The sequence below is a fragment of the Lysinibacillus sp. G01H genome, assembly GCF_028872195.1.
GTDB classification, from domain to species: Bacteria; Bacillota; Bacilli; order Bacillales_A; family Planococcaceae; genus Lysinibacillus; species Lysinibacillus capsici.
Genome location: NZ_CP118397.1, coordinates 1,342,560 through 1,363,814, shown reverse-complemented (window position 1 = coordinate 1,363,814; position 21,255 = coordinate 1,342,560). Strand labels below are relative to the sequence as shown.

The 21,255-nt window shown below is 36.3% G+C and carries 22 protein-coding genes; 16 read left to right on the top strand and 6 right to left on the bottom strand.

Annotation, left to right across the window (positions count from 1 at the left end):
* The first annotated feature begins 91 nt into the window (after window positions 1–91).
* Genes PSR12_RS06590 through PSR12_RS06580 form a run of 3 tightly spaced genes read left to right on the top strand, consistent with a single transcriptional unit; the run spans window position 92 to window position 2,430 of the window.
* Window positions 92–727, top strand: coding sequence for a TetR/AcrR family transcriptional regulator (locus tag PSR12_RS06590; protein ID WP_274772177.1), 636 nt, complete (start codon window positions 92–94; stop codon window positions 725–727).
* Between the two features lie 21 nt (window positions 728–748).
* The gene (locus PSR12_RS06585) at window positions 749–1,636 is read left to right on the top strand and encodes an ABC transporter ATP-binding protein (protein ID WP_274773437.1); all 888 of its coding nucleotides are present in this window, start codon (window positions 749–751) and stop codon (window positions 1,634–1,636) included.
* Window positions 1,633–2,430, top strand: a complete 798-nt coding sequence (locus PSR12_RS06580) for an ABC transporter permease subunit (protein ID WP_274772176.1) — start codon at window positions 1,633–1,635, stop codon at window positions 2,428–2,430. The genes PSR12_RS06585 and PSR12_RS06580 overlap by 4 nt, the downstream gene beginning before the upstream one ends.
* 40 nt (window positions 2,431–2,470) lie before the next feature.
* On the opposite strand, the gene PSR12_RS06575 is transcribed toward PSR12_RS06580, so the two are convergent.
* Window positions 2,471–3,067, bottom strand: a complete 597-nt coding sequence (locus PSR12_RS06575; protein ID WP_221680519.1) for a TetR/AcrR family transcriptional regulator — start codon at window positions 3,065–3,067, stop codon at window positions 2,471–2,473.
* Between the two features lie 116 nt (window positions 3,068–3,183).
* Here PSR12_RS06575 and PSR12_RS06570 point away from each other — a divergent pair, with 116 nt between their 5' ends.
* From PSR12_RS06570 to PSR12_RS06545, 6 genes are all read left to right on the top strand, one after another.
* Window positions 3,184–3,912, top strand: a complete 729-nt coding sequence (locus PSR12_RS06570; protein WP_221680518.1) for an ABC transporter ATP-binding protein — start codon at window positions 3,184–3,186, stop codon at window positions 3,910–3,912.
* Window positions 3,909–4,925 (top strand): ABC transporter permease, encoded by a 1,017-nt coding sequence (locus PSR12_RS06565; RefSeq protein WP_221680517.1) that lies wholly within the window; start codon window positions 3,909–3,911, stop codon window positions 4,923–4,925. Before PSR12_RS06570 ends, PSR12_RS06565 begins: the two co-directional genes overlap by 4 nt.
* A 159-nt stretch (window positions 4,926–5,084) precedes the next feature.
* Window positions 5,085–5,957 (top strand): ABC transporter ATP-binding protein, encoded by an 873-nt coding sequence (locus tag PSR12_RS06560; protein ID WP_257521397.1) that lies wholly within the window; start codon window positions 5,085–5,087, stop codon window positions 5,955–5,957.
* An 18-nt stretch (window positions 5,958–5,975) separates the two neighbouring features.
* On the top strand, window positions 5,976–6,674 hold the full coding sequence (locus tag PSR12_RS06555; RefSeq protein ID WP_221680515.1) for an ABC transporter permease: 699 nt from the start codon (window positions 5,976–5,978) through the stop codon (window positions 6,672–6,674).
* Between the two features lie 32 nt (window positions 6,675–6,706).
* Complete coding sequence (locus PSR12_RS06550) at window positions 6,707–7,426, top strand: response regulator transcription factor (RefSeq protein ID WP_257521396.1); 720 nt, start codon at window positions 6,707–6,709, stop codon at window positions 7,424–7,426.
* A gap of 9 nt (window positions 7,427–7,435) precedes the next feature.
* Window positions 7,436–8,875, top strand: coding sequence for a sensor histidine kinase (locus PSR12_RS06545; RefSeq protein WP_274772174.1), 1,440 nt, complete (start codon window positions 7,436–7,438; stop codon window positions 8,873–8,875).
* A gap of 13 nt (window positions 8,876–8,888) precedes the next feature.
* Here PSR12_RS06545 and PSR12_RS06540 read toward each other — a convergent pair whose 3' ends face one another.
* Entirely contained in the window at window positions 8,889–9,647 is a 759-nt protein-coding gene (locus PSR12_RS06540; RefSeq protein WP_274772172.1) for a DUF4184 family protein, read from the bottom strand.
* 158 nt (window positions 9,648–9,805) lie between these two features.
* Here PSR12_RS06540 and PSR12_RS06535 point away from each other — a divergent pair, with 158 nt between their 5' ends.
* Both PSR12_RS06535 and PSR12_RS06530 read left to right on the top strand, forming a co-directional pair.
* Window positions 9,806–10,564, top strand: coding sequence for an ABC transporter ATP-binding protein (locus PSR12_RS06535; RefSeq protein ID WP_221680511.1), 759 nt, complete (start codon window positions 9,806–9,808; stop codon window positions 10,562–10,564).
* 3 nt (window positions 10,565–10,567) lie between these two features.
* The gene (locus tag PSR12_RS06530) at window positions 10,568–12,952 is read left to right on the top strand and encodes an ABC transporter permease (RefSeq protein ID WP_274772170.1); all 2,385 of its coding nucleotides are present in this window, start codon (window positions 10,568–10,570) and stop codon (window positions 12,950–12,952) included.
* Window positions 12,953–12,991: 39 nt separating this feature from the next.
* Here PSR12_RS06530 and PSR12_RS06525 read toward each other — a convergent pair whose 3' ends face one another.
* Window positions 12,992–13,441 carry a 2-thiouracil desulfurase family protein gene (locus PSR12_RS06525; protein ID WP_274772169.1) on the bottom strand — a complete coding sequence of 150 codons (450 nt, stop codon included), beginning with the start codon at window positions 13,439–13,441 and terminating at the stop codon, window positions 12,992–12,994.
* Window positions 13,442–13,525: 84 nt separating this feature from the next.
* Between PSR12_RS06525 and PSR12_RS06520 the strand changes: the two genes are divergently transcribed.
* Together PSR12_RS06520 and PSR12_RS06515 are read left to right on the top strand one after the other, a co-directional pair.
* Complete coding sequence (locus PSR12_RS06520; protein ID WP_221680508.1) at window positions 13,526–14,071, top strand: GrpB family protein; 546 nt, start codon at window positions 13,526–13,528, stop codon at window positions 14,069–14,071.
* Window positions 14,072–14,087: 16 nt separating this feature from the next.
* Window positions 14,088–14,573: an NUDIX hydrolase gene (locus PSR12_RS06515; protein ID WP_221680507.1), complete on the top strand. Its 486-nt coding sequence runs from the start codon at window positions 14,088–14,090 to the stop codon at window positions 14,571–14,573.
* Between the two features lie 48 nt (window positions 14,574–14,621).
* Here PSR12_RS06515 and PSR12_RS06510 read toward each other — a convergent pair whose 3' ends face one another.
* From PSR12_RS06510 to PSR12_RS06500, 3 genes are all read right to left on the bottom strand, one after another.
* A complete protein-coding gene (locus PSR12_RS06510) occupies window positions 14,622–15,137 on the bottom strand; it encodes a DUF6886 family protein (protein WP_221680506.1) in 516 nt (171 codons plus the stop codon).
* A 13-nt stretch (window positions 15,138–15,150) separates the two neighbouring features.
* Window positions 15,151–15,891: a class I SAM-dependent methyltransferase gene (locus tag PSR12_RS06505; RefSeq protein WP_221680505.1), complete on the bottom strand. Its 741-nt coding sequence runs from the start codon at window positions 15,889–15,891 to the stop codon at window positions 15,151–15,153.
* A 185-nt stretch (window positions 15,892–16,076) separates the two neighbouring features.
* Window positions 16,077–17,261, bottom strand: coding sequence for a YbfB/YjiJ family MFS transporter (locus PSR12_RS06500; protein ID WP_274772164.1), 1,185 nt, complete (start codon window positions 17,259–17,261; stop codon window positions 16,077–16,079).
* Window positions 17,262–17,378: 117 nt separating this feature from the next.
* Between PSR12_RS06500 and PSR12_RS06495 the strand changes: the two genes are divergently transcribed.
* The 3 genes from PSR12_RS06495 to PSR12_RS06485 all read left to right on the top strand — a co-directional run bounded on the left by PSR12_RS06495 (window position 17,379) and on the right by PSR12_RS06485 (window position 21,231).
* Window positions 17,379–18,269 carry a LysR family transcriptional regulator gene (locus PSR12_RS06495; RefSeq protein WP_274772162.1) on the top strand — a complete coding sequence of 297 codons (891 nt, stop codon included), beginning with the start codon at window positions 17,379–17,381 and terminating at the stop codon, window positions 18,267–18,269.
* 193 nt (window positions 18,270–18,462) lie between these two features.
* Window positions 18,463–19,830 (top strand): guanine deaminase, encoded by a 1,368-nt coding sequence (guaD, locus tag PSR12_RS06490; protein WP_274772160.1) that lies wholly within the window; start codon window positions 18,463–18,465, stop codon window positions 19,828–19,830.
* A 51-nt stretch (window positions 19,831–19,881) separates the two neighbouring features.
* A complete protein-coding gene (locus PSR12_RS06485) occupies window positions 19,882–21,231 on the top strand; it encodes a uracil-xanthine permease family protein (protein ID WP_221680501.1) in 1,350 nt (449 codons plus the stop codon).
* The last annotated feature ends 24 nt before the right edge of the window (window positions 21,232–21,255 follow it).

Sequence of the window (21,255 nt, the reverse complement as noted above, 5' to 3'; positions counted from 1 at the left end):
ATCATGTTCTTTTTTATTTTTCCAAATCACGTTGACCACAGTAGTCAATTTCTATATAATGGCATAAAATAGCATGGAAAGGAGTAAAAAATTGTATCAAGCTTTTATGAATTTAACCGAAGAAAAGCGCAAAGCAATTATTAATGCTGCCTTAAGGGAATTTTCACTCAATAACTATGCTACCGCTTCAACAAACAAAATTGTGAGCAATGCTAATATTTCAAAGGGCATTTTATATCACTATTTTGGTAGTAAAAAAAATTTATATCTTTTCTTATATGACTATACAACTACTATATTCTCCGAGGCACTTAATCGCCAAATTGATTTAGCAGAGCCTGATATTTTTAAGCGTTATGAACAGATCATGAAAATTAAAATTGATCTTATGAAGCAATATCATGCGCTGTTTGATTTTTTGAAAAAGGCCTATGCTGAAACAAGCTCTGAGGTACGAGATGAACTAAATCATTACAATGCCGCTTTTCAAAAAAATGCTTATGCAACTGCATTTGAAGGAATTGATACGAGTTTATTCCGAGAAAATTTGGAAATAAAAAAGGCAATTGATACCATTCAATGGGTAACAGATGGCATCAGTCATCGTTATGAGGAAAGATTAAAAGCGCATGCAGATAATCAAGAGCTCTTTAACGAATTAATTGAGCAATGCATGGAGGAGGCTAGTGAATATTTTCTATTTTTGAAAACATTATTGTATCAATAAAATGGGGTGTGTGTCGTGTCCATGATTGAAGTAAACCATTTAACTAAAAAGTTTGGCGATTTTTATAGTATACAAAATGTTCATCTACAAATCCCAAAGGGTGAAGTATTCGGTTTTTTAGGACCAAATGGGGCAGGAAAATCCACAACCATTCGCCATTTAATGGGTTTTTTACAGCCAACTGAGGGCTCTTGTTTCATTAACGGTTTAAATTGTCGGGAAGCATCTGCAACCATTAAACAATTTGTTGGCTATTTACCTGGAGAAATTGCGTTTATTGATAAAATGACGGGTAAGCAATTTATTCACTTTATTGCTAAGTTAAGAGGTATGAATGATTACACGCATGCCGAGGAATTAATGCATTTCTTTGAATTAGATGCTTCTGGGCTCATAAAAAAAATGTCGAAAGGTATGAAGCAGAAGGTTGGCTTAGTTTGTGCCTTCATGCATCATCCCGAAATTGTCATTCTAGATGAACCTACTAGTGGTTTAGACCCGCTCATGCAAACAAAATTTATTGAATTCATTTTAGCTGAAAAGAACAAAGGAACAACCATTTTTATGTCCTCCCATATGATTGAAGAAGTAGAGAAAACTTGTGATCGTGTAGCGATTATTAATGCAGGTAAAATCGTAGCGACTGAAACCATTACAGATTTAAAGAAACGTAAATCTAAAAAATACATGCTTGAGTTTCAAGATGAGCAAGAGCTGACTCGCTTCCTTGATGAGGAATATGTACTTGAACGAATCTCTTCTACAAAAGTGATGATTACTATAATGGGAGACCTTCAAGCATTTCTCCATACGCTATCTAATTATAAAATTATAGACTTAGACGTTATTTCCCAATCACTTGAAGATATTTTTATGCATTATTACGAAAGTGGAGGTGCTCAATCATGAATTTTACCTTATTCAAGCATGAGTTATTAGCCTCTCTTAAACTATTCACCATTATTATAGGTGTACTAATGCTATATATTGTCAGTGTGATTTATATGTATAACCCAGAAATGACGGATACGCTAAAAAAATTAACAGAAACAATGCCTGAGATGATGGCAGCCTTTGGTATGACCAGCATTGGCGATACCTTGATAGAATTTCTCTCCACCTATTTATATGGATTTTTATTAATGATTCTTCCTATGGTATTTTCTATCATGTTAGCCAATAAGCTCATCATGGGCTATATTGATAATGGTTCGATGGCATATTTAATCGCTACACCGAATACACGTTTTAAAATTGTCTTTACACAAGCACTATTTTTGATCATTAGTCTTTTTACACTTCTTGCTGTTACTACGTTGGTCATGATTGTCTTTACGGAAATGTTATTCCCTAATGAGCTGGACATAACGGCTCTACTGCTGTTAAATTTCGGGCTATTTTTATTGCACTTTGCCATTAGTGGATTCTGCTTTCTTATGTCTTGCAGCAGCAAAGATTTAAGAACATCTTATGCCTATAGTGCTGGCATTCCCATTGTCTTTTATCTGATTGAGGCACTGAGCAATATGGGTGGTTCACTAGACAAATTACAATACATTACAATCTATTCATTGTTCGATTCCGTTCAATTAATCCAACAAAATAGCTCTTGCTGGTGGATGCTAGGTACACTTTTACTTATTGGTTTGCTTTGCTATAGTCTAGCCATTCGTTTTTTTGTAAAGCGAGATTTACATCTCTAATTTCTAATCGCTACAGTTCCAGTACTGTAGCGGTTTTCTATTAAATAGTACCTACTACATTTCCTAAAAAACGTATTAATCGAAAATGTAGAGCGACCATTTCTTCTACCGTTAAGTTCTCGTTCCCCTTGTCCAACCACTGCTGAATGACCCCTAAAATGGCGGATGCTATAAAGGCTTGTATATATTGCTGAAACTCGGGATCTTGTGCTTCCTTGCGTATAAGCGATAATCTGTCCAAAATATGACTCCCAAAGATCATTTTCACCTTTTGTGTAAAGCTAGGACTCCCCTGCTCTCCTAATAACATACGAAAAGCTGGTGCATGCTCTTTTATACACGTTATCACCTTGATAAATGGCTGATAGAGTTGCCCCATTTTTAGCGTTTGAAAAGCATCTAACGGCTGAACATGTTTGACATAGCGCTCCAACTCCATTAATAGCTCTTGCTGCAAGTCCTCCATCACATCATATTTATCTGAATAATGTAAGTAAAACGTGCCACGATTAATTTCAGCTACTAACGCTAAATTCTTTACAGTCACACGCTCAAAGCCTACCTCCTCTACTTGTTGTATAAAAGCATTTTTAATGGCTTGCTTCGTTTCAAAATTCATTTTTTCATGTACAGACACATAATTCCCTCCATTTACTTAACACTTGCTGGCAAACTGTTGATTGTATTTGCTCACATGCTACCGTAAAATTTTTATCAAATCAACATTGTGTTCAGTGAAGGAGTGAGGACCATATGGGCAACCAGGCAATCTCTATTCAATCTCTCGAAAAACGATTTCAACATAAGCAAGTTATTGCTCCCCTATCTTTGGATGTTCCTAGAGGACAGTTAATGGGCTTACTCGGTCCGTCAGGCTGTGGGAAAACAACACTAATCAAAATGATTATGGGAATGCTGAAACCTGATGGTGGTACTATTCAAGTGTTAGATTTGAATGTTCCTCATAGACAATTATTAAATGACATTGGCTATATGGCACAATCAGATGCACTTTATACAGATTTAACTGGGGAAGAAAATCTACATTTTTTTGCAAAGCTTTATTCCTTAGCAAAGGCGGAACGAATAGAAAGAGTAGCCTATGCGGCAAGCCTCGTTCGTTTAACAGATGACTTACGACTAAAAGTGGAAAATTATTCGGGAGGAATGAAACGTCGATTATCTCTTGCTATTGCCCTTATTCAAAATCCTAAATTACTCATTTTGGATGAACCAACGGTGGGGATAGATCCTGTCTTAAAAAAGGAAATTTGGCAAGAACTTATTCGTTTAAAAGATCAAGAACAAAAAACCATTTTAGTGACGACACATGCGATGGATGAAGCGGAAAGATGTGATCAATTGGCCATGCTGAGAAGTGGGCATATTATTGCACAGGGTACCCCACAAGAGTTAAAAGATCATTATCAAGCAAAAGACTTTGATGAGGTGTTTGTAAAAGCTGGAGGTGACGTTCAATGAGAATAGGTGCTATCATCACAAGAATCATCCAACAAATGAAAAGAGATAGACGGACACTTGCTCTATTATTTTTAGCTCCACTTCTTGTCTTGTCCTTAATGTATTTTATTTTTAATAGTAACGAGGTTTCCGTCACACTTGTTGTCTCTAATGCGCCCGCCCCATTAATCGACAAATTAAAAGAGGCTGATCTTACCATTATCGTGGACAATGGTTTTTCAAAAAAACAGCTACAAGATAAAGAGTATAGTGGTTGGCTAGCTGTAGAGCAAAATACTAGTAAGTTAACTTTATTAAATGATGATCCTTCTCGTGCAAAGGCTTTAACGATGCAACTTGCTCAAATCTTACAGCCTACACAAGCCTCTATAGGTAGTATGAAAACGGACTATGTTTATGGAGATCAGGATACGGCTATTTTTGATATATTTAGTCCTATGCTCATTGGCTTCTTTGTTTTTTTCTTTGTTTTTTTAATTACTGGCATTGCCTTATTAAAGGAGCGTACTTCTGGAACATTGGAGCGTTTACTAGCGACACCGATTAAACGCTCAGAAATTGTAGCAGGCTATATGGTTGGCTATGGTTTATTTGCGTTCCTGCAAACAATTATTATCGTCCTGTTTGGTATTTATGTGCTCGATATTGTTCATGTAGGCTCCATCTGGCTTGTCCTACTCATCAATATGATGGTCGCTCTTGTATCGTTATCCTTAGGTGCGTTGCTATCTAGCTTTGCCGCTTCAGAATTTCAAATGATGCAATTTATTCCGCTTGTTATTGTTCCTCAAGTGTTCTTTTCGGGTATTTTCCCGCTGGATAGTATGGCGGAATGGCTTCAAAATATTGGGCGTATCATGCCTCTATACTATGCTGCGGACGCATTGAATGGTGTAATGTATAAAGGTTATTCACTTCCTGATATTATAGTGAATCTCAGCATTCTTACTTGTTTTGCCATTGTTTTCATTACATTAAATATTATCAGTTTAAAAAAATATCGTTCGTTGTAATCAATCCTTAAAAGTTCTGCTATTTGAAAGGCAGAGCTTTTTTATGTAATTGAAATAACTAAAAACAGGAAATATAACCAATTTAATTGAAGTGAATGGTCGATTTTCATTATAATTATTTTATGGAGAAGAATTATCCAAAAATAAAGGTGTGTGAAGATGACTACTATTTTGGAAGTACAAAACATCTGTAAACAATACAATGGGAAAAAAATTTTAGAGAATGTATCGTTTTCAATTGCGTCCAATCAAATCATTGCTCTAGTAGGGAAAAATGGTTCTGGAAAAAGCACTTTACTCAAAATTATTGCAGCATTCATTAAACCAGACAGTGGTTCTATTGTGAAGCTTAAAACATCATTAAAAGTTGGCTATGTACCAGAAATAACTCCTACTCATATTTTATTTACGCCTCAAGAATATCTTTATCACATGGGCTGTATACGAGGTATGGCTAAAAAGCAGCTTTTGCAGAAGATAGAAGAATTACTTGAGATGTTTCAACTAAAAGAGGAAAAAGATACAAGGATTGTCCATTTCTCTAAAGGGATGAAGCAAAAGGTGATGATTATGCAGGCGATGCTAGAAGAAACTGATCTACTGATAATGGATGAACCATTGTCAGGACTTGATGCCAAGGCACAAAATGATTTCGAACAAATCTTAGCTAGAGTAAGAAGCAAAGGACTCAGTATCCTCTTAACCTGTCATGAAACCAAATTACTCGAAAACCTTGTAGACTCCGTTTTACTTATTCAAGAGAATACGATCTTTCAGATAGAGGATTTCGATCGCAATCCAACGCATCGATTAATTTTTGAGATTGCTAGCCTATCATTACTCGATGAAATCATACCTTCGATAGAGATTCAACAACAACAACTTTTAGTGAATGGACATTATGAAATAGTGACGATTGTTCCAGCAAAGGATTCAGATCAAATTTTACTGAAATTATTACAACAAAATGCTTCAATTAAATATTTAGCTACTGTCCACTACAAAAAAGAACAATTCTCTTCTCATTTTTGAAAGGAGGAATCGAAAAAGATGAGCAGTTTAGTACGTTATCAATTGATAAATTATTTAAGAACCTATCAATACGTTCCACCTTTTACAATCTTCATTCTATGTCTTATCGTTAATTATACTTTTGTCCCTAATCCAATATTAGATAGTTATTCATTTACATCTCTTGTGCTCTTTTTTTTAATGGGCTGGTTTACTGTTACATTATTTCATGCTGAAGATGAAGGACAAAAAATGATTACTACCCTTCATACGAAAAAAACATTAGACTACAATTTAGGGATATTCATAATTTGTGGGCTGCTTGCCTTTAGCCTAAGCTGTGTTTCTGTCATCTATCCAATCCTAATAGAGGCATTTTTTGAGAAGCCTAAACTATTACATATTTTACTTGGTTTCTTGTCTCATTTTAGTTTATCGTTACTTGCCATTGCACTCACTGCTTTATTTACTAGGGAACTCGTGAAAAATAGAAGAAATACATGGTGGGGTGTAATAGGCATCCTTATTATTTCTGTCGTTATCGCTACTTTAAAAGATTCTATTCTAACTGGACTTCTTTGGTTACTGCCTCCTCTTCATTTTTCATTAGAAATGATGAGTGTGGGCGATCAAATTGAAGTGATACCCAATGTTTTTTATTGGCAATACACATGGATTATAATTTATGCATTCCTTATCATTGTTTTGTTTTTTTTCCTAGTCAACCGAAGAAAATGATTTAGACATCTTACTAAGGAGAGATAGTATGTATGAGCAACAGGAACATCACAGTACTAATTGTTGAAGACGAAAATGATATAGCTAATATTATAAGGGACTACTTAAGTGTTCATCAGTTCGATTCTCATATTGTTCGAACAGGTCATGAAGCAATCCATTATTTGCAAGAATCTAAACCTGATTTCATTATCCTTGATCTTTCTCTACCAGATTGTGATGGCATTGAAATATGTCGTAAAATCCGTGAAAATAGCAATGTTGCCATTCTTATTTTAAGTGCTAGAGGAAGTGAGACAGATAAAGTACTGGGTTTAGGTTTTGGAGCAGATGATTATATGACAAAACCATTCTCTTTAAGTGAACTTGTCGCGAGAATAAACGCTCATTTACGAAGACAGGATAGATGGCTTCAGCATAATGGTGGTCAAATGGGAGTAGATGTCATTCACATAGATAATATGGTCATAAATAAACAGGAATATATTTTTTTACGTGATAGCAAGCCAATACCACTGTCAGCAAAAGAGTTTGAACTGCTATTTTTCCTAGCTAAAAATAGAAATCAAGTTTTCTCTAAAGGTCAGTTACTTGATGCCGTTTGGGGTTATGAGACCTATGGAGATGAAAATACAATTACGGTTTATATTAGAAGGCTTAGAGAAAAAATTGAAGTCAGCCCTTCTCATCCTGTTTATCTTCAAACAGTTTGGGGAGTCGGATATAAATTCAGTACAGCCAATCACTCATAGGAGAATCAAATGTACCTAAAAAATTGGATGAGTAAGTGGATATGGGCCCTATTAATCTGTGTTGTACTATTGTTTATCGTTGTCCTTTCACTATTCTTTGCAACAGAGCCTTCTCAAAAAGAATCACAAGATAGATATGTTATTAATCAAATTCGTTTATCAGTAAATCCATTATTATTGTACATAGAAGATCATTTTCCAAATTTAGCATTAGATTCGGCTATACGTAGCACGCTACAACAAATGAGTGATGACAAGAATATTGATATTACAGTAGTTCAACTAGATGGAACAGTAAGTTACACTTCAATTAAAAATGATGTTTCAACTATTCATATTAAACATGATATACATTATGATTTATTTACCTCACAACAAGAGCTTGGAAAGATTAATATAGCCTTTCCGATTATGAATGGAGAAAACAATGAACAAATAGGTAATGCTATTTTTTCCCTGAACAAAGACATTCTCTTTCCTTTAAAACAGACGAATTCCAGCTCAATTCTTTTATTAGTCTTTATTAGCTTCTTGAGTCTTTTGATTATTTGCCTTGCCCTATTCATAGTAAGGAAAGTTCATCAAGATATTTTAAAGCCTTTACATGAGCTGAAGGACAACACAGAGGAAATTGTAAAAGGAAATTACGAACAAATTACCATCCACTCGAAAATTGATGAGATTGGTGAATTGTATGCAGTATTTGATCAAATGCGATTAGAGATTAAACAGTTAGCCATCCAGCACAATGAACAAGAGCAAACTCAAAAGAAACTCATATCTAATATATCTCATGAAGTGAGAACTCCCTTAACCACCATCAAAGCATATTTAGACGCTATTTCAGAGGGGATTTGTCGAGATGAAGATTCGCTTATGGCCTATATTCAAATCATGCAGTCTAATACGGATAAGATGTCGAGGCTAGTTGATGATTTATTTATTCATACCTTAAAGGAGCTTGGTCATATCCCGATCCATTTAAAAGAACAATATAGCCAAGACGTTCTTACAAACATTTTGAAACCAATTCAATATTATGTCCAAACAACCAATATTCATTTTATAAGACCTACTAGGATTCCTAATGTCCTTATTCTAGTAGATGCGGATCGACTAGAGCAGGTGATCTCCAATCTTATTACCAATGCGTTAAAGCATTCTTCTCATGAAGATACCATCACCATTACTACCTATATCAAAAATCAATCACTCTATATCCAAGTAATAGATACTGGAAATGGGATGCTTCCCGAAGATATGCCTTTTATTTTTGAACGTTACTTTAGAGGTCGGCAACCTGGAAGTGAATCAGTCATTAAAAATGAAGGAGCAGGACTTGGCCTATCCATTTGTCAGCATATTATGGAAGCGCACCATGGGTCCATTTCATTTCATAGTAAACCTGATGAAGGCACTACCTTTACACTTATACTTCCAATCTCGTAAAAAGACTCCCGTTTTAGGAAGTCTTTTTTTCTTTCAACGTTCTTTTCTTATATGCTAAAAAGAAAGAAAGGGTAAGTATACTACCAAAGAATGAATCGATAATACGGACAACCCATACTCCATAATTTCTTAAAGAAATGCCGTTAATAAGCTGCCATAGACATACATATCCGAGCGTTAAAACAGCTAGTAAACTCCAAAAGATGATTTTTTTCCGTGAAGATATAGCTGGTGTTTTTTTATCTTTGCTTAAAGTTGCTCTGTAATATACATATCCAAAGATTAGCACAATTCCTAGCAATGTACTCCCGTGTTGTAGAAATTTATAAATCGGTATTTGATAGCCAAAGAAAGTATATGTTTGAGTAAGAACTCGGAGTTTTGTCACCATAAGCCCATTTTGATGTGTAAATGAATCCCATATGACATGTGTTAACATGCCCAGCAATGCAGAATAGCCAAAAACAAAGATTTTCCATATGTTATTTCCTGCAATTTGATGGCTTTCTGTATCTTGTAAAAACTGTGGTAAATGGCTCATGATTGGCTGTTGGATAAACCTTTGATAAATCAAGTAGATTAAAAGAACGAGCGGAAGATTGAATAAAAAGAACCCTGCAAAGGTATGACCAATCTCCCCTATCGGCCGACCTCTTAAAAAATATTCAAAATCTGGAGCCATACTTCCTAAAACCAATGCAGAAAAACGGATATATTTACTTTTTCGAGAAAAAGGTAAGACTGCCGCTGGATGAGCAAATGTTAAGGGCATATCTCTAACCTCCTTATTTATTACATCTATTAAATCGCATATTATAACGTTTACTATTAAGAAAGGTTACTCTTCTGTAAGAATTTATTAATAATTTCATAAGGGCTTACTAATAATTACATATTACACTAAAGAAAATGAGTCAAGGAGGCCTTATCTTGGAAAAAGAGATACTGATTCGAGCCCAAAATTTATGTAAAACCTATTCAACAGGCAGCGAACAATTCCATGCTATTAAGAATATGAATGTGGACATTTATAAAGGGGATTTCACCGTTATTATGGGGAATTCTGGTTCTGGTAAATCAACGCTTCTTTATCTTTTAAGTGGGCTTGATGCCCTTACAGCAGGTGAAGTTTATTTTCAAGGAGAAAAACTTGATACCTTTTCTGAACGAAAGTTAGCTACCTTTCGTTCACAGAAGGTTGGCTATATCTATCAAAGTAGCAATCTCATTCCAGATATGACGCTACTAGAAAATATTGCTCTTCCTGGATACATCGCGAAAAAAAATAAAAAGGAAGTCATACAAAAAGCGGAGCAACTACTAAGTTTAATGGGACTTGAAAAGCAAAGAAATCGATTACCCTCTCAAACATCAGGTGGACAGCAACAAAGAGCTGCCATTGCTAGAGCATTGGTCAACAATCCTGAAGTGTTATTTGCAGATGAACCTACTGGCAGTTTAAATTTTGATCAAGGTGTAGCAGTATTAGATACCTTAACGAATTTAAATAGAAATGGGCAATCCATTGTCATGATTACACATGATATGAAGGCAGCTTGTCGTGCGAATCGCCTAATCATCATTCAGGATGGAAAGATAGATGGGATCTTAAACTTTGAAAAATATGATCATACCAACATACAAGAACGGGAACACATTATCTTTTCTTATGTTGCCGGGAAGGAGTAAAAAATGTACGCGATTATTACCCTTTGCTCTTCCTATATAAGAAAACGGAAAATACAAAATGGACTAATGGTTGTCCTTATTTTTCTATCAACACTTTTACTGGCGACTTCTGTCACTATACTGACCAATACAAACAATATTTTTGAAAAGGCTCATCATGATTCAAATGGTGCCCATCAAATTTTAACAATGGGTAACAATATTCATAACCCGATCGCTGTAAACGATTGGTGGCAGGGGCAACCAGGCGTGACTACCTCCAGTCTCATACCCTATAGAAATTTATCTAGATTTACCCTCAATGGGAAAGAAATATCCAATATCTATTTATTTATGATGAATACGCCAAATACACCGTTTATAATTGATCAATTACTATTTTCTGAGGGTGAAAAGCAACTCTCTCCTCCTGAGGGTACGATTTGGATTCCCACATCATTGGCATCAAGCGCTACCATTTCGCTCGGTGATGCAATTGAATTTCATACAGGTGAGAGCACGTTTAATTTAACAGTGTCAGGTATTGTGGTTGATATGCCATATGGAGGCCCTTTTACAACAAATGCCCGTATCTGGATGAACAATACTGACTATCAACAGCATTTAGCAACCATAACAGGTTCTGATCAGTACATGATGGCATTACGCTTTAATGACTATCAGCAAAACACCAATTATTGGGCTGATTTTGAAAAATATCTGCAGGGACCTTATCTTGAATCTAAAATGGAATATGAAGAAATGGCTTCTTTTTATTTGATTATTAATAAATTCATTGGCTTTATTATGATCGCCTTTGGTATAGCTATGCTTTTGGTTTCCTTGTTTGTTATTGGCTTTAGCATTTCCGATGCCATTTTAACGAATTACAGAACAATAGGTATTATAAAATCTTTGGGTCTTTCTTCTCGAGAGATAAGTATCACTTATGTATTGCAATTCGGATTGTTATCTGCTGTCGCGATTATTCCTGGCATCATCATTAGTAAATTCCTTTCCAGAATAATTATAGAAAGCTCCTTATCCTATATGAAGGCAGGAAATCATTTAACCATACATCAAGATACTCTACTCAATATGGTGATTGCTCTCATCTTATTTGGCATTGTGCTACTCACTGCCTATTTCTACTCACACAAGGCTCGAAATGTAGAGCCTGTTCAAGCCATCAAATATGGGATGTCAGAAAGTGCAAATAGTAAAATGAATCGGCGCAGAAACAGCTCGAATAGATTATTTCGATTAAGTAGTCTACCGATTCAACTTCAAATTGGTCTTAAAAGTATCACAAAAAACATAAAAAGTTCTATCCTTGTCATTGCACTTACTTCCATTACATCTGCCATACTAGTCTTTAGTGTAGTCATATTAAATAGTTTTATTTCCATCAAGGAAACATCTCCTTCATGGGGATATGATGACTCACATGTAGTAGTAACAGTATCTAATAAAGAAACCTTCTCAAAACGACATTTTGAAGATTTTTTAAAGGCTGATGAACTGGTTAAGGATCATGCATGGCTTGATCAATTCACAGGCGTACTTCCTAATGACAGCCATCCTCCATTAAATATTAATGTCAATGTAATCGAGGGTAGTTTTGATGCTGCTGGCTATAAAACAATGTCTGGCCGTAATCCAATCAGTAAGAACGAAATCGCGATTGGACTCAATGTCGCTCGCGCTTTAAATAAAAATATAGGCGATATTGTAGAAGTTTATCTTGAGGGGAAACCGCATTTTCTTATTGTGACCGGAATCTATCAATCTATAGCGAACATGTCGAATTCAGCAAGAATTACAGCAGAGGTTATTAAAGTTTATAACACTACCTATACTACTTCAGAGGTAAGTATGATTAATCTTTTAGATGAAACAGTCGCTACGCCATTCGTTGAGGATTTAAATACGCACTTTAAAAGTTCTGTATCAGCTGTCACACAACAGCTATTATTAGATGCCGTCTTTAAAGAAGTCGTGGCCGTTTTAGTCATTCCCCTTTCAATCGTTGGTATTTTATTTATCATCGTAACCTGCATTATTATTTTTAGTGTATCGCGAATTAATGTTAGAAAAGAAAGTAGCACGTATGGCATTTATAAATCCATTGGAATGAGCTCTACAAATATTAGATGGTCGATTACAATAGGTATTTTAATTCTATCCATAATAGGTGCATTAGTAGGAATCTTTATCGGGATAAAATTAATTCCTCTTGCACTTCAGTCGATTATTTTAGATTATGGCTTACTCGAACTACCGCTTGTTATCAACTGGCCAACAAGTATCGGTATAAGCTTTGTAAGTGTGATAGCTGCCATTTTGGGCGGCTGGATTTCGACCAAAGTAATTGCTAAAACGTCGCCTCGCATATTAATTGTTGAATAAATATTTTGGCCCCTACTAGTTTAGGGGCCTCATCTTTAATCATTCCAAAAAATTCTCTTCAGATAGCACGATAATATTGTTTCTTCGCAGCAAAGCCGTAGTTACTCCTTCACCAGCTCGTTTTGTTCCATTAAACTTACCATTATAAATCTTTGCACTGCCACAGGATGGGCTATATTCCTTTAAAATGACATGAGTTGCTCCCACCTCAAGCGCTTTTTGTAAGGTTGCATAGGCTCCCTTCAGATATAAATCTGTGACATCTTGTCCAGAACTTTCAACCACTGTTGCGTTGCCATCAAGTACATCTTGTCCATTGCCTCCCACAATTTCAGCGGGCTCACGTGGCGTTGAAAAACCTCCCATCAGCTCTGGACAAACCGTGACAGCTTTATTTTCTAACACAAGCTTTTGTATTTTTTCATCTAGACTGTTTGTGCCATTATAACGAACATTTAAACCTGCTAAGCAAGCACTTATTAAAATCATCGTTTTCTCACTCCCTCTACTATCTTTATTCCACTATAACACGCGTGCTACAATAATTTTATGAGGACTAAGGGAGGAGATAAAATGCCTGATCCTATTTTGATTTTACCTTATACAGATGAATGGGCTAAGGAATTTCAGAGCATAGGCTGTCAATTGCGGGAGGCCTTAGGAAACATAGCGCTGAGAATTGATCATATTGGCTCAACCGCTGTAACCGGCTTAGCAGCAAAACCTGTAATTGATATACAAATATCCGTCGCATCGTTTACACCATTGGCAGCATTTAAAGCTCCATTAGAATCTCTAGGTTTTAGCTATCGAGTAGAAAATCCAGACAAGTCTAAACGCTATTTTCGAGAGGCTTCAGGAGATAAACGAGTACATATTCATGTTCGACAAGCTGGGAGTTGGGCAGAGCAGCTAGCCTTATTATTTCGAGATTTTTTGCGCTGTCATCCAGATTACTGTCATCGCTATGAGCAGGTAAAATATGAATTGGCTAAGAAATACAAACTTAATCGTCAACACTATACAAAATCTAAAGAATCGATTATATGGGAAATTTTAAAACAAGCAAATCATTGGAGTCAGCAGACTGGCTGGTCTCCTGCCAATTCAGATAACTAAAAAAGGAGGAACAAACTTGGCTGAATTTACAATTTGTTTTCTGAAAAAGGGTGATGATATCCTTTTACTAAATAGAGACAAGCCACAATGGATGGGAGCATGGAATGGTGTAGGTGGCAAAATTGAACAGAATGAAACACCATTAGCTGGTGCCTTACGAGAAATTAAAGAAGAAACAGGCATTACGGTTGAGGATATTACCTATAAGGGTAAAATAACCTGGACAGATGGCGTTGTTAATTATGGCTGTATGTATGCATTTATAGCGGAACTACCTGAATCTTTTACATATGTAACACCGATAAAGGTTGCTGAGGGCATTCTTGATTGGAAGGAGCTTACTTGGATTTTCCACCCTGAAAATGTAGGGATTGCGGACTTAAAATATTATTTACCTACGATGCTCAATGAAACAACTAACTATGACTATATTTTTACCTATCAAGACAAGAAATTAGTCAATATCTCTTCAGCACCAATTGAACAAACATCTACTGTCTAATAAAAAATAAGCCTCGTCCATGCAATAGGTGCATAACGAGGCTTGATTTTAGAATCTCGGTTGTGCAAAGCGCATTCTGCACATCGACCAATTTAAGCTTGTATTTTGGATTTCATCATGTATTTCCCATAAGCTATCTACGATTCGCAATTCAACATTCCGTTCTCTTAATGCTTTCGTTATATCGTTGATCTCAGAGACATTGAAGGGCATTTGTGTTATTTCACTCGTATAATAGCCTGCAATATCATCCTGTAAAGTGAATCCATTACTATCAAACTCATATAGGTAAAGACTTGTAGTCTTCAATACTTCCAACCACTTGTTTTCTATAACTACTACATGTGAAGCTTGAGGTAGATAGTGCTGCCTGTCCTGCTCTGTTGTTTGGTCTCCTGCATGAAAGCAGACACGCGGACAATCTCTTGGCGTTAAATAGTTTGGCAAGCATCTTTCGTTGATTGCCCATACTAGCCATTTTGTGGCATCTAAATCTGGTCGTTCAGGCAGTCGAGGATGAAAAATCATAATAGTAGGGTCTTCACTGACATGAAATAAACGCATGGCTATTTCTCCTTTATTTCCTTAATTTAAAAACAATAAAATCTGCACAATGCAAATCTTCCACAAATTGAGGATACTTCTCTAGCATGTCTTGTGATGGCTTGGGCTCTACAATAGCCTCAATAGTAAATCCAGCTTGCCTAATTGCTTGCACATAGCTTGTTAATGTTCGATGGTATAGAACGATCGGTGGGTCAGCATCTAGCTGGTGATACTCCCCTTCATAAAAATAACGTTGGACTTTCCAATACTGTTGATCTAGCTGCTCATGTCTTATCCATCCACTATTTGGTGTCACAAAGCATGGGTGTAAAATTGAAAAAATAAAAGTGCAATTAGGTTTTAATAATCGATACATCTCACATAGAGCACCCTGATAATCCTCTAAATCTTGGAGAACCATATTTGAAACAATACCATCAAATTGTTCATCTGCTAAAAATGATAGATTTTCACAATTCCCGTGTAAAAATTGAATAGCTTCCTGCTGTGGTGTTCTTTGCATAGCAATATCTAGCATTTTTTGTGAAAAATCAACAGCTGTTACTCTTGCACCCTTCTTTCCCAGCAATCTGCTTAAATAGCCTTCTCCACATCCTGCATCTAATAGATGCTTTCCATCTACCTCTCCTAGCAAAGAAAAGATAGTGGGATTTAACAGTACGACACGATGTATGTCACCCTGCTCATCGTAGTTAGCTGTATACCTTTCCGCATATCGATTCCAGCGTTGAATGGCTTGTTCTGTGTTCATATAAAGTCCCCATTTCAAAGTAAAATCGTAACGTTACGTTCTTTGTGCACTTGTCTATTTTTCCATATAAAGAAAAAAATATATAGACTTTTATTTTATTTTTTAATATCATGTAGATAGAGGCACGGCTTCTTTAAGTAAATGATAAAGCCAGAAATCCAAATAGGATTTCTGGCTTTTATGCGTTATATAGAAATTGTATGTTCAGCAACAGCTTCTTTTTTTACAGTTAGCCATCTACCAATTACCATAACGAGCAATGCAAGAAACACAATGACACCAGCAAATACAAGTGCTGCTTTATAGCTACTATAAACTTCAACCAGTTTTCCTGCGATGATCGGTCCAATAATTTGTCCAAAAGCATAAAAGGTTGTTAATAAGGAAACAACCAATCCGCTCTTTGTCGGGAAAAGCTGTCTTGCATAGGAAGTAGTTAGCGTGACAATTCCTACAAAGGTTAGACCGAATAAAAACGATGCTAGTAAAACGCTCCATACCGTTTGCGCAAAAACAGGTAGCAGGATACCAACCACCTGCAGTATGTACGCCACAAACAAAATTTTTATAGCTGAAAACTTCTCTAATAAGACCGTCCAAACAGGAGCAGATGGAATAGCCGCTAGCCCCACAATGACCCAGCTATAGGAAGAGTAAGCTTGAAGAGAAGGAATATTATGAATAATATCGACTAAAAAAGTACCTGTAATAATATAGCCTAACCCCTCTAAGCCATAGGATAAAATCAGCCATGGCATAAAACCCTTTGTCATTTTTGTATCAAGAGATTTCGTAACTTTTGTGCTGTCCTGCACCACTAAACTTCTCCATAAATAAGAGGTGATAAATAAAAAAATCGCTGATAAAATTCCTAAGCCCAACCATGCACCCTGCCAAGCAAATTTTGCTTCTATAGCAGGTACACATAAACCTGAAATAGCAATCCCTAAGCCTATGCCACTAAATACATAGCCAGACCATCGTGATAATGAATGCTTCGCCAAGTAATCCATAATAATACTCGATGTTAACACAAAAATAAGGCCCCCTGTAATGCCAGCAATTAAACGCAGAACTAGCCAGACACTATACACTTCTATTAAGCCCATTAATATAACAGATAGGACATTGGTAACAACACTTGCCATTAAAACATTTTTACGTTGACGATAAATGAACCCTGCCCATAATGCGCCAATGAAATAACCAATATAATTGCTTGAAGCTAAAAACCCAGCCACTTCCAATGAAAATCCTACATCATGACGCATAAAGGGTAGAATCGGTGTGAAGGCAAATCGACTAATCCCCATTGCAACAACCAATAATAAAATTCCTCCAAAGACAATCCCTATATGTTGTCGATTCATGATGAACCCCCTCCCATATTATTCTACTGTAATTAAAAGGATACAGAGCGCAAATTAATAAATCTAATATATAATGTATATAAAAGCATAAAAAAAATTTATGAAAGGTGTAACGACATGAATTTACATGCTCTACGTTTATTTACAAAGGTGGCTGAACACAATAGTGTTTCCAAAGCGGCACAGACACTTATGATTAGTCAGCCTGCTGTAACCATTCAAATTCGAAATTTAGAGAAAGAACTAGGTTTGACATTGTTAGAAGCCAAAGGTAGGGGCATTTCGCTAACACAAAATGGTACTTTTTTATACAAACAAGCACAGCGCTTATTTGATCTAGAAACTGATATTGAAAATAAAGTTGAACAGCTTAAAAATACAGGCAATGAAGAATTGCAAATTGCCTCGACACATGTTCCCTCCCATTTTTTACTACCTAAGTGGTTAGCTCAATTTAAACAAGTTTATCCAGCCACACATATTCATTTAAAGACCGCCAATTCCCAGCAAGTGATTGAGGATTTACTTCATTATAAAGCTGATTTAGCTTTTATCGTCAAAGAAGATGGACATCATGCTGATATTAATTATCAATTTCTAATGAATTTGGATTATTGGTTTATTGTGCCGTACAATCATCATCTGGCAGGTCAAACAGTATCCCTTGCAGAACTTATGCAGCAGCCCTTCGTCACAAGGGAGGATGGTAGTTCCACAAAAGAATACTTAAATGCCCTATGTAAAGTGCATAAAATTCCTCCACCGAAAGTAGGTTTACAGCTAGACGGGATTAATGAATCCATACATGCCATTGCAGCAGGTTTTGGTACGATGCTAGCACCATCCATAGCAGCTTCTAGCTTTATTCTACAGCAGCAAGTTGCCCGCGTTTTTATTAATGACATTGATATCCAACGACCGATCTACCTTTGTACAAGAAAAAATGAATTGCATCACTCCACATCCTTTAATAACTTTCTTCACATCATCAATGAATCCATCATGTAGTAAGAAGGCACTCTCAAAAAGGTGCCTTCTTTTGTTATCTATCAACGCTTGTCAAAGCTGTAAAAATGTAGTTAAAAAGGTGCATGTATTTCTTTAGTCACCATACTAATATTCGTTTTTTGTAGACTTAATAGTTTTTATAGCCTATAATAATCCGTGTTATTATCAATAAACGAACATTAAGGTGGTTTTTATGTCTGAATATACGCATATTTTCAAAGGAACAGCTTTTACTAGTAAATCTGCTACTGACGTTCACATTTTAAAGGATTATTTATTTTTCATTAATGCTGACGGCATGATTGTTAAAACTGTCGCTCCTGAACAAGCTGATTACCAACAACTATTAATTACATATCAAGATCAAAATAACTTCCACGCATTAGCTGAAGGGCAATATTTCCTACCAGGATTTGTCGATTTGCATGTACATGCACCTCAATGGGCACAATCTGGGACAGCTTTAGACATTCCCCTTTACGATTGGTTAAACACATATACTTTCCCTATCGAATCAAAATTCTCCGATTTAGCATTTGCTCAAGAAGTTTATGAGGATTTAGTAAGCACACTACTTGCCAATGGTACAACTACATCATTATATTTCGCGACAGTTCATAAGGAGGCCAGTGTACTTTTAGCGAAAATCTGTGCTGAAAAGGGTCAGCGAGGATTAGTCGGAAAAGTAGTCATGGACGATCCTGAACAGAATCCAGATTTTTATCGAGATGAAAACACAAAAACCGCATTAGAGGATACGGAGGAATTTATTTTAGCTGTAAAAAATTTAGCCAAAACGACTAAACAGGGTGTTTATCCTGTTGTCACTCCTCGCTTTATTCCAAGCTGTACAGACGGTGCCTTAAAGGGTTTGGGTGAATTAGCTGCGAAATACGATACACATATTCAATCACACTGTAGTGAAAGTGACTGGGAGCACAGCTACGTCAAAGAACGATTCAACAAAAATGATGCCGTTGCCTTACATGACTTTGGTTTGTTAGGTGATAAATCTGTCATGGCTCATTGTAATTTCTTAAGCGATGAGGATGCCAGATTATTTGCTGAAACTGGCACTGCCATAGGCCATTGTCCAATCTCTAATGCCTATTTTGCTAACAGCGTGATTCCAATCGCCCGCTTTCATGCAATGGGCGTTGATATTGGACTAGGTTCAGATGTTTCAGGCGGATTTTCACCAAGTCTTTTTGATAATGCAAGACAAGCTGTTATGTCATCGAGAATGCTAGAGGATGGTGTAGATACATCCATTTCCGCCGAAAAGCGTGGTGTCCCAAATTCACGCATTACAATAAATGAGGCCTTCTATCTTGCGACAGCTGGTGGTGGAGAAAGCTTAAGTCTTCCAATTGGCCGTTTACAGGAAAACTATACATGGGATGTACAAATTATCGATACAAAAATTCCTACTGCTAGGCTTCCGATTTTTGATCAAAATGAAGATTTACACGATATATTCCAAAAAATCATGTATCTTGTACGCCCAGAAAATATCCGCGAGGTATGGGTGCAAGGAAATAAAGTTCATACGAGAGGCTAATCATTCTCTTAATCTATAATAAAAATCTATCATTTTGAGGTGTACAACATCGTGGAAACACAACATAGAAAACTAACTAATCAAACAAAACAAACACAATTAACCGTATTACCAGATGAAAAAATTTCGCTCGGTCAGTCTGCTCTTCTCGGTTTACAGCATGTTATGGCGATGGATGTTTATGTGGTGCCTTTTTTAATTGCCATGCTAATCGGTCTACAAACTGGTCAGGCAAGCGCATTGATTCAATCAACCTTTATTGCTGCTGGGATCGCGACAATTGTGCAAACACATTTTTGTATGAAATTACCGATGGCACAAGGTCCATCTTATGTTCCACTTGGAGCCATTGTTGGGATCTATGCAGCAAGTGGTAGTGGTGATTTAGGCTGGAGTACTGTGCTAGGTGCTAGTTTAATTGGAGCCATTTTGGTTATTATTTTAGGTTATACAGGAATCTTCAATAAAATTGTCCAAACATTTATTCCACCAATTGTTGGTGGAACGATTATCTTTGTAGTAGGACTGTCCTTAATGCCTGTTGGTTTAAGTGATAATATTTTTAATGGAGCAGGTGCATCCATAAATCAAAACATTTATTTAGCGCTGATCACAGCATTCGTGTTAATTATTTGTGTCATGTTAGGCACAGTCTTCCATCAAAAAGGACGTCTATTCCGAATTGCTTCTGTCATCATTGCCTTAATTGCTGGTAGTATTGCAGCAAATATCATGGGTGTTTTAGATTTATCTCCTGTATCGCAAGCCAAATGGTTTAGCATGCCACAAATTCCATTTGCAGATTTTAGTTTTAGCTTTAATTTTTCTGCTATTATCACAATGGTCATTATATATATTGTCTTAATGGCAGAAACAACAGGAACATGGTTTGCTATTAGCAATGTCATCGACCAACCTTTGACAAATAAACAAATTAATCGTGGTGTTATTGGTGAAGGAATTGGCTGCTTTATTGCTTCTTTATTTGGTTCCACTCCTGTTACTGGTTACTCAACAAATGCGGGTGTTATCTCTATTACTGGGATTGCAAGCCGTCGTGTCTTTATAGCTGCAGGTATTTGGTTTATCGTTTTCGGCTTCTCTGGTAAACTAGCAGCACTCATCTCAGCAATTCCTTCAGCTGTTATCGGTGGTGTATTTGTGATCGTCTGCGGCATCATTGCCATTAGTGGTTTACAGGTCATGAAAAATGAACATATTGGTGAAAAGGAAATGTATGTCATCGCGATTCCTGTTATTTTAACGTTAGCATTGACATTATTGCCTGATGATTTCCTGTATTCCTTACCTACAACTGTGCAGTATTTATTTGGTTCGCCTATTGCAACCGCTGCGCTCGTAGCGATTTTCCTTAATAAAATTTTACCAAGCTCAAAATAGTAGCTATCTACAACACACAGCGTC

What these genes read in the sequence shown, in the direction of transcription:
- PSR12_RS06585 (WP_274773437.1), top strand. Translation starts at nt 749, where the DNA reads ATGATTGAAGTAAACCATTTAACTAAAAAGTTTGGCGATTTTTATAGT.
- PSR12_RS06580 (WP_274772176.1), top strand. Translation starts at nt 1,633, where the DNA reads ATGAATTTTACCTTATTCAAGCATGAGTTATTAGCCTCTCTTAAACTA.
- PSR12_RS06570 (WP_221680518.1), top strand. Translation starts at nt 3,184, where the DNA reads ATGGGCAACCAGGCAATCTCTATTCAATCTCTCGAAAAACGATTTCAA.
- PSR12_RS06565 (WP_221680517.1), top strand. Translation starts at nt 3,909, where the DNA reads ATGAGAATAGGTGCTATCATCACAAGAATCATCCAACAAATGAAAAGA.
- PSR12_RS06560 (WP_257521397.1), top strand. Translation starts at nt 5,085, where the DNA reads ATGACTACTATTTTGGAAGTACAAAACATCTGTAAACAATACAATGGG.
- PSR12_RS06555 (WP_221680515.1), top strand. Translation starts at nt 5,976, where the DNA reads ATGAGCAGTTTAGTACGTTATCAATTGATAAATTATTTAAGAACCTAT.
- PSR12_RS06550 (WP_257521396.1), top strand. Translation starts at nt 6,707, where the DNA reads ATGAGCAACAGGAACATCACAGTACTAATTGTTGAAGACGAAAATGAT.
- PSR12_RS06545 (WP_274772174.1), top strand. Translation starts at nt 7,436, where the DNA reads ATGTACCTAAAAAATTGGATGAGTAAGTGGATATGGGCCCTATTAATC.
- PSR12_RS06540 (WP_274772172.1), bottom strand. Translation starts at nt 9,647, where the DNA reads ATGCCCTTAACATTTGCTCATCCAGCGGCAGTCTTACCTTTTTCTCGA.
- PSR12_RS06530 (WP_274772170.1), top strand. Translation starts at nt 10,568, where the DNA reads ATGTACGCGATTATTACCCTTTGCTCTTCCTATATAAGAAAACGGAAA.
- PSR12_RS06525 (WP_274772169.1), bottom strand. Translation starts at nt 13,441, where the DNA reads ATGATTTTAATAAGTGCTTGCTTAGCAGGTTTAAATGTTCGTTATAAT.
- PSR12_RS06520 (WP_221680508.1), top strand. Translation starts at nt 13,526, where the DNA reads ATGCCTGATCCTATTTTGATTTTACCTTATACAGATGAATGGGCTAAG.
- PSR12_RS06510 (WP_221680506.1), bottom strand. Translation starts at nt 15,137, where the DNA reads ATGCGTTTATTTCATGTCAGTGAAGACCCTACTATTATGATTTTTCAT.
- PSR12_RS06505 (WP_221680505.1), bottom strand. Translation starts at nt 15,891, where the DNA reads ATGAACACAGAACAAGCCATTCAACGCTGGAATCGATATGCGGAAAGG.
- PSR12_RS06500 (WP_274772164.1), bottom strand. Translation starts at nt 17,261, where the DNA reads ATGAATCGACAACATATAGGGATTGTCTTTGGAGGAATTTTATTATTG.
- PSR12_RS06495 (WP_274772162.1), top strand. Translation starts at nt 17,379, where the DNA reads ATGAATTTACATGCTCTACGTTTATTTACAAAGGTGGCTGAACACAAT.
- guaD (WP_274772160.1), top strand. Translation starts at nt 18,463, where the DNA reads ATGTCTGAATATACGCATATTTTCAAAGGAACAGCTTTTACTAGTAAA.